11 protein-coding genes are annotated in these 14,654 nt (G+C 47.4%); 5 read left to right on the forward strand and 6 right to left on the reverse strand.

Features of this window, described 5'->3' with window-relative positions; genetic code table 11:
• Nucleotides 1–15: 15 nt before the first annotated feature.
• Nucleotides 16–2,496, forward strand: a complete 2,481-nt coding sequence (locus C3F13_15180) for a hypothetical protein (protein PWB50852.1) — start codon at nt 16–18, stop codon at nt 2,494–2,496.
• Between the two features lie 83 nt (nt 2,497–2,579).
• Here the strand turns inward: C3F13_15180 and C3F13_15185 are convergent, their stop codons facing one another.
• The 6 genes from C3F13_15185 to C3F13_15210 all read right to left on the reverse strand — a co-directional run bounded on the left by C3F13_15185 (nt 2,580) and on the right by C3F13_15210 (nt 7,484).
• On the reverse strand, nt 2,580–2,843 hold the full coding sequence (locus tag C3F13_15185; protein PWB50853.1) for a YggT family protein: 264 nt from the start codon (nt 2,841–2,843) through the stop codon (nt 2,580–2,582).
• Nucleotides 2,844–2,859: 16 nt separating this feature from the next.
• Nucleotides 2,860–3,594: a YggS family pyridoxal phosphate-dependent enzyme gene (locus C3F13_15190; protein ID PWB50854.1), complete on the reverse strand. Its 735-nt coding sequence runs from the start codon at nt 3,592–3,594 to the stop codon at nt 2,860–2,862.
• Nucleotides 3,595–3,597: 3 nt separating this feature from the next.
• Nucleotides 3,598–4,389, reverse strand: a complete 792-nt coding sequence (locus C3F13_15195) for a peptidoglycan editing factor PgeF (protein PWB50855.1) — start codon at nt 4,387–4,389, stop codon at nt 3,598–3,600.
• Between the two features lie 3 nt (nt 4,390–4,392).
• Entirely contained in the window at nt 4,393–5,397 is a 1,005-nt protein-coding gene (locus tag C3F13_15200; protein ID PWB50856.1) for a hypothetical protein, read from the reverse strand.
• A 129-nt stretch (nt 5,398–5,526) separates the two neighbouring features.
• Nucleotides 5,527–6,318, reverse strand: a complete 792-nt coding sequence (locus C3F13_15205) for a hypothetical protein (GenBank protein PWB50857.1) — start codon at nt 6,316–6,318, stop codon at nt 5,527–5,529.
• A 41-nt stretch (nt 6,319–6,359) separates the two neighbouring features.
• The gene (locus C3F13_15210; protein ID PWB50858.1) at nt 6,360–7,484 is read right to left on the reverse strand and encodes a hypothetical protein; all 1,125 of its coding nucleotides are present in this window, start codon (nt 7,482–7,484) and stop codon (nt 6,360–6,362) included.
• 156 nt (nt 7,485–7,640) lie between these two features.
• Between C3F13_15210 and C3F13_15215 the strand changes: the two genes are divergently transcribed.
• From C3F13_15215 to C3F13_15230, 4 genes are all read left to right on the forward strand, one after another.
• Nucleotides 7,641–8,615, forward strand: a complete 975-nt coding sequence (locus C3F13_15215) for a D-glycerate dehydrogenase (protein PWB50985.1) — start codon at nt 7,641–7,643, stop codon at nt 8,613–8,615.
• 6 nt (nt 8,616–8,621) lie between these two features.
• Nucleotides 8,622–9,524: a hypothetical protein gene (locus C3F13_15220; protein ID PWB50859.1), complete on the forward strand. Its 903-nt coding sequence runs from the start codon at nt 8,622–8,624 to the stop codon at nt 9,522–9,524.
• Nucleotides 9,525–9,777: 253 nt separating this feature from the next.
• Nucleotides 9,778–11,532: a proline--tRNA ligase gene (locus tag C3F13_15225; GenBank protein PWB50860.1), complete on the forward strand. Its 1,755-nt coding sequence runs from the start codon at nt 9,778–9,780 to the stop codon at nt 11,530–11,532.
• Nucleotides 11,533–11,569: 37 nt separating this feature from the next.
• The gene (locus C3F13_15230) at nt 11,570–14,566 is read left to right on the forward strand and encodes a hypothetical protein (protein PWB50861.1); all 2,997 of its coding nucleotides are present in this window, start codon (nt 11,570–11,572) and stop codon (nt 14,564–14,566) included.
• Nucleotides 14,567–14,654 lie beyond the last annotated feature (88 nt).

Here is a 14,654-nt window from a genome sequence, read left to right on the forward strand (position 1 = left end):
CATAGGATCAATGCGATGAACTTCTTCAGAAATTTCAGCATAAGCTCGCCATCATTCTGGTTAGGTTTCCTCTCCGGTATCCTTTCTACCTGGATCATTTCCAGACTGGTGATCTATTTACCTCGAGCAGTGCGTTCCCTACGCAAAAATGTTAGTGGTGTACGTGAAAATCTTTCCACCAGCATCGATGCCCGTCTGCGTAACGATGTTTTCAGTTATGCTCAAAAACAGCACATAGCCTCCGTGCTGTTTTCCCTGGATGAAATAGCTATCACTCCAAAAGTGCTTACCCCGCTCATCCAGGCTGGCAAATCGATTGAATCTGCCCCAACAGATAGTGTCAGCGTTACCTTGCCTTATACTCCCGACTGGCCAGAGCTGGCAGCGATCTATAAAGCTTCCACGATGACATTGCTCGAAGCACTCCAAGGCGGGGCAAACATCATCCTCGGTGGCCACCCTGGCAGTGGAAAAAGCGTTGCACTTGCCTGGCTCGCATCTTCTATTGCTCGAAATGACCCCGGTCTGGGGATTTTAGCAGGTTACTTGCCACTCTATGTGCAAGCAACAGAAGTTTTTCATTTATTACACCATGTCGATGAAACTCCAGAGACAGTTGATGAAGCAACTGAGGGCAATAATAAGTCCGCTGAGCGTAATTCTGATAAGAAGGTTCCTGATGCAAATGCTGCCCTGGATATCTTGATCAGGTCCATCTCCACCTATGTATCTCCACTTACTTTACCCCGATTGCCTGTCCTGGTCCGTTCAGCGGTGGAAAGAAATAAGGCTTTACTTATCCTGGACCGTTGCGATGAATTACCACCTGTTCAGGCAAAGGCTATCTGCCAGTATATCCAGACCCTGCTAGAGGCATACCCGAAACTCCGTGTGATATGTGCCTTATCCTACGATGATCTGGCTGGCTTCCCGGCGTTGGGTTTCAGCTTGCTTGCCATGGCATCCTGGGGTGAAGATGAGCGTAATGAGTTTTTAAAGCGTTGGGGCCAAGTATGGAGTAAATGGATTAATAAGCCGGAAAAGAATGCTGTTAAAAAGATAAATCCCATCTACCTGAACAGCTGGCTGAAGGTGGAAAACACCCTACTCAAGCCATTGGAATATTCACTAAAAGTATGGGCTGCCTATGCGGGTGATATTATCGGAGCCGATGGAACGAGCGCCATTGAAGCCCATATCCGCCGCTTATCACTGGACACGGGGGTTAAACGGCCTAATTTGGATAAGTTTGCCCTTCAGCTTATCCAAGAATGTAGTTTTGCTTTAACTACACATGAAGGTGGATTTGATGCGCTCTCAAGCACAGGCATTTTGATTAGCTATCCCGGTTCCCAATTTGGATTTTCTCACCCAATTTTAGAAGCGTATTTGGCTTCCAATGCATTATCCGATACTGAGAACCTAATAAGCATTCAAAATCAATCCCCTTGGGTCGGTAAGACCCTGGTTTTTTATTATTATTCCCGCGTGGGAGATGTCTCTCCATACATCAATGATTTTATCCAGGAAGATGATATTCTACACACCAATCATCTAAACATTGCCCGTTGGCTTCAGGTAGCACCGAAAAATCGACAGTGGCGAAGCAACATCCTGCGTACATTAACAACGATCCTGCAGAAAGAGAAAGATACGCCTTCCCTGGCTGCAAAAATAATCTCGGGCCTGGCTTTTTCAGGCGATTCAGGTGTCACGGTCTACTTTCGCCAATTATTAAAGTCAGAGTACCAATATCTTAAACCGCTGGCTGCTTTGGGGTGTGGGGTCATTGGCGAGAAAAAAGCTATTGAAGATTTAGTCGTACTGCTATCGGAGGAATCGCCGGCATCTATTCGCACAGCCAGCCTGGCTTTAGCCGCCATAGGAGACAAACAATCGCTCGAGATTCTGGCTTCAAACCTGCTAAACGGTAGCGAGCTCGCCCGTCGCTGCGCAGCTGAAGCTCTGGCGAATAATCCCATCGAAGGTTACCCAGCCCTAAAAGATGGTAGCAGTATGGAAGATCTGCTGGTCAGGCGTTCGGTAGCGTTCGGCCTAATCCGCATCAACCAACCCTGGGCAATAAAAATCGTCGAGAATATGCAGCTTGAAGACAATGAATGGGTCGTCCGCAATTCCGCTTTGCAGGCGTTTGAGGAATACCGGCGTAAGATTAACTACGCGCCAAAGCCATTACCCGAGCCGACTGAGTTAGAATGGCTGGCCAACTATGCAGTAAAGATTGGCACCAATGTCGCACCTGGAAAACCAGCTGATGATCTGGTGGCGAAAGCCCTGGCGAACGGCACCCAGGATGAAATTCTGAATGCCCTGGATTATCTTCGAATGAAATGCGATGTGGAAAGGATCAATGATATTTATGCGGCTTACACCCAAAATACCGGGGAAATCAAGGATATTGCGTATTACGTGCTGTGGATGATGATGGTTGCGGGCATTAAGCTACCAACAGCCATCAGATATGACATCCAATAAAATCAAACCTGCCGGACACAACTGAAACACCGTCAATGAGCATGGCGGTGTTTACTAATTTTATGAATTCCTCAATAATGTATTTAGTTTATTAATGAAGACATTACCCTGATCAAGATATTCCCCAACACCTGGATAATGATAAGTAATACAATCGGGCTGATATCTAAACCGCCTATGGGAGGGATCATTCGTTGCAAAGGACGCAATAGCGGATTGACAATCCGATCAACAAACGACCTCACTGGGTGATATGGATCCATAAAATATGATAGAAACACTTTTACAATGATCAGCGCCGTGAGTAGCAAAACGATTAAATTTATCGCTCTTATCAGGTAAATCATAATATGTCTCCTTTTATTACCCCACTCTGGGTCCTAAAATCGCTTGCCCGATCCTCACGCAGGTAGACCCTTCCTGGATTGCGACATCGAAATCTGAGCTCATTCCGATGGACAGCTCATTGTAGCCCACAAGTTGCAGATGACTGATCACATAGTCTTGAAATTTCCGCAGGCTTTGGAAATAAGGTCGTGACGCTTCTGCATCATCTGAATATGGTGGCATTGTCATCATGCCGAGGACGTTTAGATTCGGTAATCTCAGGATATGCTCAATATCCGGAAGTATGTTCCCCCAATTCTCCTGCCGTTGGATATCCCAACCAGATTTTGTATCTTCACCACTGACGTTAAATTCTAAATAGACTGGAAGAGTTTTCCCAATTTCCACACAAAATCTGTTTACCCTTTCAGCAAGCTTTAGGCTGTCAAGCGAATGTAAACAATGGAAATATTCGCAGCAGTCTCGTGCTTTACGACTTTGCAGATGTCCGATCATATGCCAACGAAGTCCCGGATAATTTGCCAGGGTCTGTATCTTGGGCACAGCTTCTTCAACATAATTTTCACCAAAATCGAGAGCTCCAGCTTCGATCACACACTTAATCAACTCACTCGGCTTGGTCTTGGTGACAACGATCAACTTGACATCCTCTGGGTTGCGTCCAGCCTGCCTGGCGGCTCGCTCGACCTTTTCTTTTACCAGGTAAAAATTCTCTTGGATCGTTTTTTCCAAGGAAAATTCAACGCCCATATTTCATTCCCCAGCCTCTAAACCTAACATGATCCCAAAGCGTCCAGTTTTTCCATGTTCACCACGATGCGAGTACCAGTCATCCATATGACATTGTGTGCACAATCCAGCAATTTCGATTTTTCCAACGCCTGCCTCGCGCAAGCTTATTTCATTTGCCAGCCATAGATCCAGATATATCTTGCCATCATGATTAATTAGAACCTTTGCAGCATCGTTCTTATACGATGAGACGACCTTTTTGGCAACATCGCTTTGAATTTGATAATGATCCGGACCGATAGATGGCCCAATGGCTGCTAACAAATCGGTGGTTTTACTTCCGAAACAAATCTCCATCTTACGAATGACCTTATTGGCGATTTTATTGACTGTCCCAATCCAGCCAGCGTGAGCGAGTCCCACGGCTCGATTTTTGGGATCGTAGAAGAGTATTGGCACACAATCTGCAAATCTCATCAATAGCGTGACACCTGGCTGGTTAGTGATCATTGCATCAGCCCGTAAATGAACTTCACCAGTATTTAGCGGCCGGGTCGCACGTACAACTTCGCTGCTGTGCACTTGATACACATCATACACACTTTTAAGATCAATTCCCGTTGTCGTGAAGGCTTTTTCCTTGTTCCTCTGCACCAGACTTTTGTCATCGCCTACAGACGAGCCAAAATTCAAGCTTTTCCATGGCGCTGGTGAAGTTCCCCCCTGGCGGGTGAATACTGCGTGATATAACCCTGGCAGATCAAAGGATGAGAACCGGTTGTACTTAATCGAGCCTGATTGAATTACTTGCACAGGTTATTCTTTCGTGCTCCCTTGTTCAGCAGCCCATTTATTTGCCTGGGATTGCTTACCCTCCAAAAACTTCCGATTATCATGCATCGAGGCTTCCACGTACGGATATCCAAACCAGGCAGTCATGAAGCCGAACAGGAAGCCGGTCAATGTACGGAGAAAAGGAGTGCTTTCACGCAGTGGTAAGAAATTTAAAGGTGGCTGGCTGAATAGCTGGCTTAAACCGTCGATCGCGATGGGTAGGATGCCGATCACAATCCATAGTATCCAATGAATAGATTTAATTTTCCTTCGAAAGATGGCAAAGATTAATCCAAAAATCAGAATCCCGCCATAGATGTCTACGTCCCTCTCGCATAAAGCTACTTTATAACCTAATTGTTCGTCGCCAACAAAAGCTCTGGCTGCCAGTAAGTCATAACCGTCCAGACCAGTTGCTTGCTGGTAAGAAATTACCCCCTCGATATTCGCCTCTGCCCGTGGATATGCTGATTGCTCACCGAATAAAAAAAATGACCTGAATGCGAGCTGATGGCAAACAAATCCATACGCGCGGTAAACCACATTTGCTGGGGCAGTTGCTCCAGCTTTCATCAAAATCGGCGCTAAAAAGGAGCCACCCAGGTATAAGAACACGAAGATATTAAAAATAGCCAGATAATGACGCGCTAACCACAAGCTAAGGTTGTCTGATTTCGTCCACTTGACAGGGATCTGCAAGCGTCCTTCTTCGATGGCGCGGTCAAGTTTCGCTTCTTGTTCAATGCTTTGCTTAACCGCTTGAAGCGATATCTCCAGGTCTCTCTTTTCTATCGGAGCGGAAAGTTTATACGGGCCTACAACCACTACCGGCACATTAAACCCATACTGGCTGCGTAATCTGGCATCGCTATCAACATCGAGTTCAGTTAAATGATGGGGCACATCGGACTGAAGCTCATCCAGATAAGTACGGGCGATCTCACATAAGTGGCAGTCTTTCCGGCTATAAAGAGTGACTTCAATCATCGATAATCTCCAATAAAATTCGTGTGATCTCCCACATTGGTGCAGACCAATATAATTTTCTTTATCACTAATTCGTATTCAAGCTTCTTCGTAAAGGATAGGTAATCATCAAACAAGGTCGTGATTTTTTCAGGCGTTTTCCTGACCTTTAATTTCCTGCTTTGTGACCGCCAGGGCATGCCCGCTCAAATATCCCAGGTAGGCAGGCACAAGTGGCAACACACAAGGCGATAAAAATGACAATAGCCCAGCCAGCATAGCAGTAAAAATACCTGGTACACGTCCACTGGTGGGTATATCCAGGTATAGCCCTGACTGGAGCGCCCAGCGTGCAATGGCGGTCATCTGGGCGGAAAGCATCAGGATGCCAATGGCAATGATCAAGACACCTGACAATATCTGGAATAAACGCATGTGTTTGCGTAATTTCTTCACCAAAGGGATGGTCTGATTTATCGCCAGTGCCAGGATCAAAAATGGTATTCCCATTCCAATGGAATATGCCAGCGATAAATACATCGCCTGACCGACCGTATTTGAGCTAAATCCAAGTGTCAGGATTGCCCCAAGGGTTGCCCCGATACACGGGCTCCATCCCGCGGCAAAAAAGATGCCCATGGCGAGCGAGCCCCAAAAGGTGCCAGTTTTCCCTGTGTACTCATGCCGGGTATCCATGTTAAACCAGCGTAAATGGATAATATCCATGGTAGCCAGGCCAAAGATGATCAAGACTAACCCGCCGATGCGGCCAATTAAGACCTTATTATCCACGAATACCTGGCCAAGCAGGGTTGCTGCTCCACCCCAACCGATGACAAACACGATGGAAAACCCAATTACAAAGGCAATCGCATGGAAGAATAAATAACTACGGCCTTTCGGTTTGGGTCTCAATTCCAAGGTATTTTCGCTTATCGACACTTATTCACTCCAATAAAGGGATCTTATACTCATACACAGATTTATGTTTCAATCACTTGCACTGTAGTACTGTTGTCACCGGTGAGTGAGATATCGACAGTCCCTGGATCATATGGAATTTGTGGGAGGCTCCAGCGAAAAATCCACTTGGCGTCTTCCGGCAAGGTGTTCACACAGCCATGTGATTTCGGAGTGCCAAATTCATTATGCCATACGGTTGCGTGGATTGCAACGCCTCCGGTGGCAAATAATGAAGCCCAACCGATTCCAGGCAGGTCATACGGGGCACCTGTGGTTCCTCCGCTCATCTGAAGCGAGATGAATTTCCGAGAGACCAAAAACGAGCCCAGCGGTGTCGACCATTTATCGACGGCATTGCCATACATATCGTACTTTGCACCTGTTGATACACGACAATAATAGACCTCAGTGTCACCTTCAAAACACGATAGTGTCTGTCGGGTGACATCGATCACAATTTTCTTGTTCTCGATTTCTGGGTTGATCGGCGCGAGCTCATTCGACGCAATTGGATGAACCGCCTCTGCAGGTACCCAGAACATATCTACCCCACCATAATAATTCGGATTACACCGGTAGAAAGTATTGCCTGCGTCATCGGTTTTTATCTGGTCGATGAAATAAACTTGCCCGTAATAGACCCGCAGGGGTAAACTCTCATCAAGGCGGGCTTTTACCCAAGAGTTCGATGAAGGGTTCGTTACCAGGGACATGTCAGCATACGGGACGGTGACTTCAACCCACATCCCTTCACCCATGCTCATCGTTTGCAATTCAGTGATCGGCTGGTTCAGAATATTTTTTACCGGTTGTATGTAGGCTGCATAAACATAACCATCTTGGGTTTCTACCCAGCGCTGGTTAAAATAATTCATGTTGGGCACTTTCGCAATTGCATCCCTGTACCATGGGATAACTGCATCTTCATATATAACACCCAAGGTTTGACTATCTTCAGAAGGGGCAGATTTAATTTCAACCATTCCAATAATACACACACGCCCCAACCGTTCATAATCTGGGAAGCTGGTTTGATACAAGTTAGCAAGAAAGGGCGTAAACCCAATCGTGGAAGCGCCAAGCCCAAGCAGTTTAATAAAATTTTTCCTCGATAATGTTCCGGATTTCATATGAAGCTTAAGCATAACCTGAAAGGAATTCAAGGTCAATAGACAAGCTTTCCCAGTGCATTAAGGTTTAATTAATACTTTTCGAATAACGTTAAATTCCTGGTGTTTATCTATTGTATAATCTTCCTGAACACATCCACGTGTATTGCCAGGATTACGCAATTTATGATTATGACAAAACCACTGGTTATCCTTACCCACACATTACCAGACGAATGGATCACATCCCTCCACACAGAATGTGAAGTCGTTGCTGGACCCCAAGATGCCACACAATTTGACCCTAAGTTAACTCAATATCTCCCCAGAGCAGAGGGATTATTCACCTTGCTCACCATACCGGTGAATGAAGACTTGCTATCCCAAGCGCCTCAGCTGCGTGTGGTCAGCAACATGGCGGTTGGGGTTGATAATATCGATCTTCCAGCCTGCACACGTCGCCGAATCCCGGTCGGTAACACGCCGGGCGTGCTCACACACAGCACTGCCGACCTGACCATGGCATTAATGCTTTCGATTGCCAGGAATCTCCCCCTTGCCAGCCTGGATGCACGTGAAGGCCGCTGGAAAACATGGTCACCTGCGGGATGGCTGGGGATTGAGCTGCACGGCTCGACTCTCGGGATTATTGGTATGGGGAAAATTGGCCAGGCTGTTGCCCAGCGCGCTTTGGGTTTTGGCATGCAAGTAATTTTTTCTGATCCTGAGCCCAAGCAGGTCATAAATACCACGCAAAGTTCGCTTGATGAGTTATTTCAACGTAGCGACTTCATCAGCTTACATGCCCCACTTACCCCAGATACACGTGGAATGATTAACCACATCACGCTTTCCAGGATGAAACCTAGCGCCGTACTAATCAACGCCGCCCGCGGCTCACTGGTGGATATGGCTGCCCTGACCGAGGCTTTAAGACACCACAAAATCGCAGCAGCAGCTCTGGATGTGACAGACCCTGAACCGCTTCCACCCAGCCATCCATTATTCAGCTTGCCAAACTGCTTAATCGTGCCCCACATCGGTTCTGCTACTTATCAAACCCGCCGAAAAATGGCTGAACTCGCCTGTGCAAATTTATTAGCTGGCTTGAAAGGAGAACCTCTCCCCCATTGTGTTAATCCGGAAGTTAATATTCCAGAAGGATAACAAACTATGATAAAGCTGAATGGTTTACACCTGTTACTTTCATACCAATGTACCTTCGAATGTGAACACTGTTTTGCCTGGGGAAGCCCGTGGCAAACCGGCACAATGACCCTGGCCACCATCCGCCGAATTCTGGCCCAGGCAAGTGAAGCTGGCACAGTTGAATGGATATATTTCGAAGGGGGTGAACCCTTTTTATATTACCAGACTATGCTAGCGGGAATCAACCTGGCCTTCGAACAAGACTTCAAGGTCGGCGTGGTCACGAACAGCTACTGGGCAACTTCGCTGGAAGATGCCTTATTATGGCTGACACCTCTGGCGGGAAAAATCCAGGACCTGACCATCAGCAGTGACCTGTTCCACTTTAGCGAGAAGGTCAGCAAGCAATCCAAATATGTTACTGAAGCAGCTAAACAGCTGGATATTCCACTGGGCATCATCTGTATAGAACAGCCCGACATCGATGCGCTTTCATCGCTGGGGCAAATCCCATCCGATTCGTCATCGATCATGTTTCGTGGCCGGGCAGCTGAAAAACTTGCCCCGAAGGTCCCCCATTACCCAGCCGAGCAATTCACCAGCTGCCCGCATGAAAACCTGTCCGACCCCGGGCGGGTACACGTCGATCCATTCGGTAACCTGCACATCTGCCAGGGAATATCTTTAGGGAATATCTTGGCTGAAGATCTCGACACGATTTGTGATCTATTCGATCCCGAAACGAATCCGATCATTTCACACCTGCTAGACGGTGGGCCTTATAAACTATCAAAAACGAACGGGGATTTCGTCCCTGGAGAATATGCAGACGCCTGCCACCTGTGCTTTGAGACCCGAAAATTCCTGCGCAACCAATATTCAGATATCCTCACCCCCAATCAAATGTATGGCGTAGTGACAGATTAATGACTATACGCAAGTCATTATGAATATCTGGATAAGGATCAACCCATATACGAATATGCACTTGCTTGACAGGCTCACAACCCATGGTAAACTAAGCACTTATGATGAATTTCGCCTTTCCCACCCCTTCGCCAGCGAATCGAAATCAAACCACGTTTTCGATCTGATGGTGCTTATCAGGTGAAGGCCAATCTCGAACTCAGACGCCCTCTGGATTGAAAACCAGAGGGCGTTTTACAATCAGGAGGTAGCCATGCGCATGACACAATTATTCGGACGAACCTTTCGCGATGCTCCATCCGATGTCGAAATGCCCAGCCATCAATTGCTTTTAAGGGCAGGCTTCATTCGCCAATTAAGCGCGGGGATATTTTCTTATTTACCCCTCGCCAAGCGCTCGTTGACGAAAATCGAAAACATCATGCGCGCAGAAATCAATGCGATCGGCGGCCAGGAAGTAACTATGCCGGTTGTCCACCCGGCAGAGATCTGGCAGCAGACCGGTCGATGGTACAAAATCGGAAGCGAGATGGGCCGCTTTAAGGATAAAAACGAACGCGATATGGTCCTTTCCATGACCCACGAGGAAGTGATTGCAACTCTCGCACGGGATGAAGTGCATTCTTATCGCCAGCTACCCTTGTTGTTGTATCACATTCAGACCAAATGGCGTGATGATCCGCGCCCACGGGCAGGGCTGATCCGCGCCCGTGAATTCACGATGAAGGATAGTTATAGCCTCGATAAAGATCAAGCCGGTCTGGATAAGCAGTATGAAGCCCACTATCAGGCCTACCATAGGATCTTCAAACGCTGTGCGCTACCGGTGACAGCTGTCAAATCCGATACAGGCATGATGGGTGGAAAAACTGCCCATGAATTCATGTACCTGACCCAAGTCGGCGAAGACACCTTAATGATCTGCGATCATTGCGGATACTCGGCCAATCGCCAGATTGCGCTCCACAAGAAACAACCACACACGGACGACCTGCGGTTAGCCATCGAAAAAGTGGCTACTCCCGCGTGTAAAACTATTGATGATTTAGCTCAGTACCTGAATATCCCCACCTATAAAACAGCCAAAGCTGTTTTCCTGATCGCCACCCGTGTTCAAGGTACAGAACGGAAGGAGCAATTTGTCTTTACCGTCGTGCGGGGGGATATGGATGTAAACGAGACCAAGTTGGCGTCAATCCTCCAAGCCGTCGAGCTCCGCCCAGCCACCGATACCGAGATCCGTGCAGTTGAGGCAGAGCCTGGCTATGCTTCCCCGGTGGGTTTAAAGAATGTACTGGTGGTCGTGGATGACCTCATTCCCCTGAGCACCAATTTGATTTCCGGGGCAAATATTGAAGGATACCATCTACGCAATGTGAACTATGGGCGCGATTACGCGGCTGATATTGTGGCCGATATTACCCTGGTGAACGAAGGCGATAGATGCATCGAATGCGGTAATCCACTTAAGTCTGTGCGCGGTGTCGAGGTCGGTAACATCTTTAAGCTGGGTACCTGGATCAGTGAAGCAGCTGGATGTTACTTCCTTGATTCTGAAGGGAACTCCCAGCCGATTGTCATGGGCTCGTATGGTATTGGATCCGGTCGCTTATTAGCCTGCATTGCTGAGGAACACCATGATGAGTATGGACTGATCTTGCCGGTCACTGTTGCACCTTACCAGGTCCAGCTTGTGCTCCTGCCTTCGAAAGCTGAGCAGGAGAGCCAAGGTATCGTGTCAGCTGCTGATGATCTTTACCATACACTTCAGAATACAAATATTGAAGTATTGTTTGACGATCGTTCTGAAAGCCCAGGAATAAAATTCAACGATGCTGACCTGATCGGTAACCCCATCCGTCTAACTGTCAGCGAGCGTTCGCTAAAAAATGGTGGTGTAGAATTTAAACGCCGCGATTTTCCTGAAAAAACCATTATTCCAATCGAAAATGTGATCCCGACGGTTATTGATGAGATCAAGAGCCTAGAAAATATTACTCATTCATAAGCATCAGGAAAATCATCACGCATATAGGTTAAATTCAATGCCCACAATTCACTTGATCAGCCATACTCATTGGGACCGTGAATGGTACCTGACTTTTCAACAGTTTCGCTTGAAATTTATTCATTTACTCGATAATGTACTGGATATTCTCGAAAGTGATGACCAATTCTGCTCATTTTTGCTGGATGGTCAGACGATTATCCTTGAAGATTACCTCGAAATTCGCCCTGACCGCAAGACACAAATAGAGAGGTTCATTAAGAATAAACGCTTATTTATCGGGCCGTGGTATGTCAGTCCTGACGAATACCTTATCTCACCGGAATCGCATATCCGTAACCTGCTCGCAGGTGGAAAAATCTGTCGGGCGCTGGGTGGAAAAATGCTGGTTGGATACCTGCCCGATACTTTCGGTCACATCGGCCAGATGCCGCAGATCCTGCGCGGTTTCCAGATCGACAATGCCTGTCTGTGGCGCGGCTTGGATGACCATCCGTGTGAGCTTGAGTGGCAGGCACCGGATGGCTCGAGGATACTACTATCTTACTTGCGTGACAGTTATAGCAATGCAGCCAGCCTGGTCACTAGCGATCCTGAGAAGTTTTCCAGCCAGGTGGATGATCTGGTCCAGTCTCTCGGTCCGTATGCGCGGTCTGATCAGGTTTTGCTGATGTACGGCACCGATCATATGGAACCTTCGCCTGACTTGAGCAAGGCAGTAGCATATTATCAAGCAAACGATGAGCTATATGAGCTACTAATCTCGAATCTGCCGAATTACTTCACTTCAGTACAGGCTAGCCTGGCATCCCAATCTGCCAAGCTTCAAATAATGAAGGGAGAGCTTCGTTCATCGAAACATTCTCCCCTGCTACCCAATGTATTGTCTACACGCATATGGCTTAAACAGCATAATTTTACCTGCGAAAACGAGCTGCTAATGTGGGTAGAGCCATTCGCTACCTGGTCGCAGTTGCTGGAGTATCCGCAAAAACAGACTGCTGCCGTCAACGCGTTTAGATCAGGTAGTTCAATCGTCGATCAACAGCCTGTCATCGCCTATGCCTGGAAACTCTTGATGCAGTGCCATCCGCACGATTCAATCTGTGGGACCTCCATCGACCAGGTCCATCAGGAAATGCGTGCCAGGTTTGATCAGGTTGACCAGATCAATCACGAGCTGGTGAGGCAGGGACTATTCTCTATCAGTGAGCATATCGATACGCAAAGTTCTTCACCTCCTAATTTCTCAGATGGCTCAGCAAAAATGTCTGCGGTAATCGTTGTTTTTAATGCCAGCGATTCCCTCCAAACAGGCCTGGTCCAGCAAAAAATCATGCTGGAAGATCATCTTGGCTCATCTGAGCTGCTCGATAGCGAAGGCAATCCGGTCGTGTATGAACAAGCAGGCATGGGCTCCAAGGAGCTGATCTCCATGAAGCTTGACAGGAAAGCCATGAAACAGGCGATGAATATGATCCATGAGGGAAATGTGGCCGGATTGGTTATCCGTGATTTCAAGCTCACCAAACAAGACGGTAGCGCTCTGGTACAGGCCACCCTATCAGATCATGCCCAGGTTGATAATAATAAGTTGAAGTACGGAATGGGTCAGATGGAAGCCATGCTGGCTGATCCTGGAGTGCATGAATATATCATCCAGGCATATTCGGACCCGGAAATCGAGATCACCCTGGTTGCCCGGGATGTGCCACCCCATGGTTACCGTTGTTACTACCTGAAAGGAGTAGCTACCCATGAAGGAAACTCTCCTGAGCCACCAAAACTAAACCCCATTGCCTCGCGTCTGATTCCAATTGCTGGAAAACTCGCCCAATCTCCATTTTTTTCCAGATTGCTGTCTGGCAGTGAACAGAAACCAACAAATAAACCTCAAAAAATGGAGAATGAATATTTTATTGTGGAGGCTAAGCCTGGTGATAAGGGTCTTGTCATCACCGATAAACGCACGGGCCAAATATTGGTAGATTCCAATCAATTGATCGACGGCGGAGACAGCGGCGATTTGTATAACTATTGCCCTCCACAGCAGGATGATGTGTTTACAGCACGAATAAAATCAGTAATGGTGGATGAGTACCGTACGAAGCAGCAATTAATTGTCGGTTATGAGCTACAGATACCGAAGGAGCTCACAAGAAATCGGTCAAAACGCGGCAAAGTGCGCGTAAGCGTACTAATCACCAGTACATTTCAGCTGGTGCCTGGGGTGCCACGGATCGATATCCATACTGAGATTGACAACCCGGCTCATGATCACCGCCTGAGAGTACACTTCCCGGCACCGTTCCACGCTGAGCATGCCTTTCATGACGGGCACTTCGAAATTGTGCAACGCCCGATAGGTATCACCACTTACGACGAATCCAGGGAAGAGCCACCTCGAGCAGAGGTTCCGCAATGCCAATTTACAGCCATCAGCAGTGGAGGTCACAGCATTATGCTCGCTAACCGTGGCCTCCCCGAGGTGGAAGTTTTTATTAATGATAAGGGTAATGCTGAAATCGCCATGACCCTGATGCGTTGTATCGGGTGGCTTTCTCGGGATGACCTCACCACTCGTAAAGGCCATGCAGGGCCGATGGGAGTTGCCACTCCGGAAGCACAGCTAGATGGTAGATATGCCTTTGATTACTCGGTCATACCGGGCGACGGCCAGTGGAGGACCTCCGTAAAGCACGCATATGCTTTCAACACCCCGTTCAAAGCTATTACGACTTCATTTCATATTGGAAATTTGCTAAATACCAGCTCTCTGGTGGAAAGCTCAAATCCTGATTTTGTAATTACTGCGATAAAAATGGCTGAAGATGGCTGTGGGTTTATTGTCCGTGGGTATAACAACCTGCCCGTATCGCTTAATACAACATTACGCTTGTTCCGTACATTCAAGCAAGTACACCTTAGCCAGATGGACGAGGAACCGCTCAATCCAATCCCTATGTCAACCCAAGGCTTAGTTGCCCTGCAGGTAGAAGCCCATAAGATTATTACCCTCAGGTTCGTCGATTGAGCTACCAGCAATCGTATGATTGAGCGTCAGGTAAGATCGCATTGGTGGTTATGACGATTTACCGGTTTTGCATACTATTAATATATTA

The sequence above is a fragment of the Anaerolineales bacterium genome (assembly GCA_003105035.1).
In the GTDB taxonomy this organism is placed as follows: domain Bacteria; phylum Chloroflexota; class Anaerolineae; order Anaerolineales; family UBA4823; genus FEB-25.

Excerpts from the sequence above, each read along its gene's own strand:
- C3F13_15180 (PWB50852.1), top strand. The coding sequence starts at position 16 with ATGAACTTCTTCAGAAATTTCAGCATAAGCTCGCCATCATTCTGGTTA.
- C3F13_15185 (PWB50853.1), bottom strand. The coding sequence starts at position 2,843 with ATGATTTACCTGATAAGAGCGATAAATTTAATCGTTTTGCTACTCACG.
- C3F13_15190 (PWB50854.1), bottom strand. The coding sequence starts at position 3,594 with ATGGGCGTTGAATTTTCCTTGGAAAAAACGATCCAAGAGAATTTTTAC.
- C3F13_15200 (PWB50856.1), bottom strand. The coding sequence starts at position 5,397 with ATGATTGAAGTCACTCTTTATAGCCGGAAAGACTGCCACTTATGTGAG.
- C3F13_15210 (PWB50858.1), bottom strand. The coding sequence starts at position 7,484 with ATGCTTAAGCTTCATATGAAATCCGGAACATTATCGAGGAAAAATTTT.
- C3F13_15215 (PWB50985.1), top strand. The coding sequence starts at position 7,641 with ATGACAAAACCACTGGTTATCCTTACCCACACATTACCAGACGAATGG.
- C3F13_15220 (PWB50859.1), top strand. The coding sequence starts at position 8,622 with ATGATAAAGCTGAATGGTTTACACCTGTTACTTTCATACCAATGTACC.
- C3F13_15225 (PWB50860.1), top strand. The coding sequence starts at position 9,778 with ATGCGCATGACACAATTATTCGGACGAACCTTTCGCGATGCTCCATCC.
- C3F13_15230 (PWB50861.1), top strand. The coding sequence starts at position 11,570 with ATGCCCACAATTCACTTGATCAGCCATACTCATTGGGACCGTGAATGG.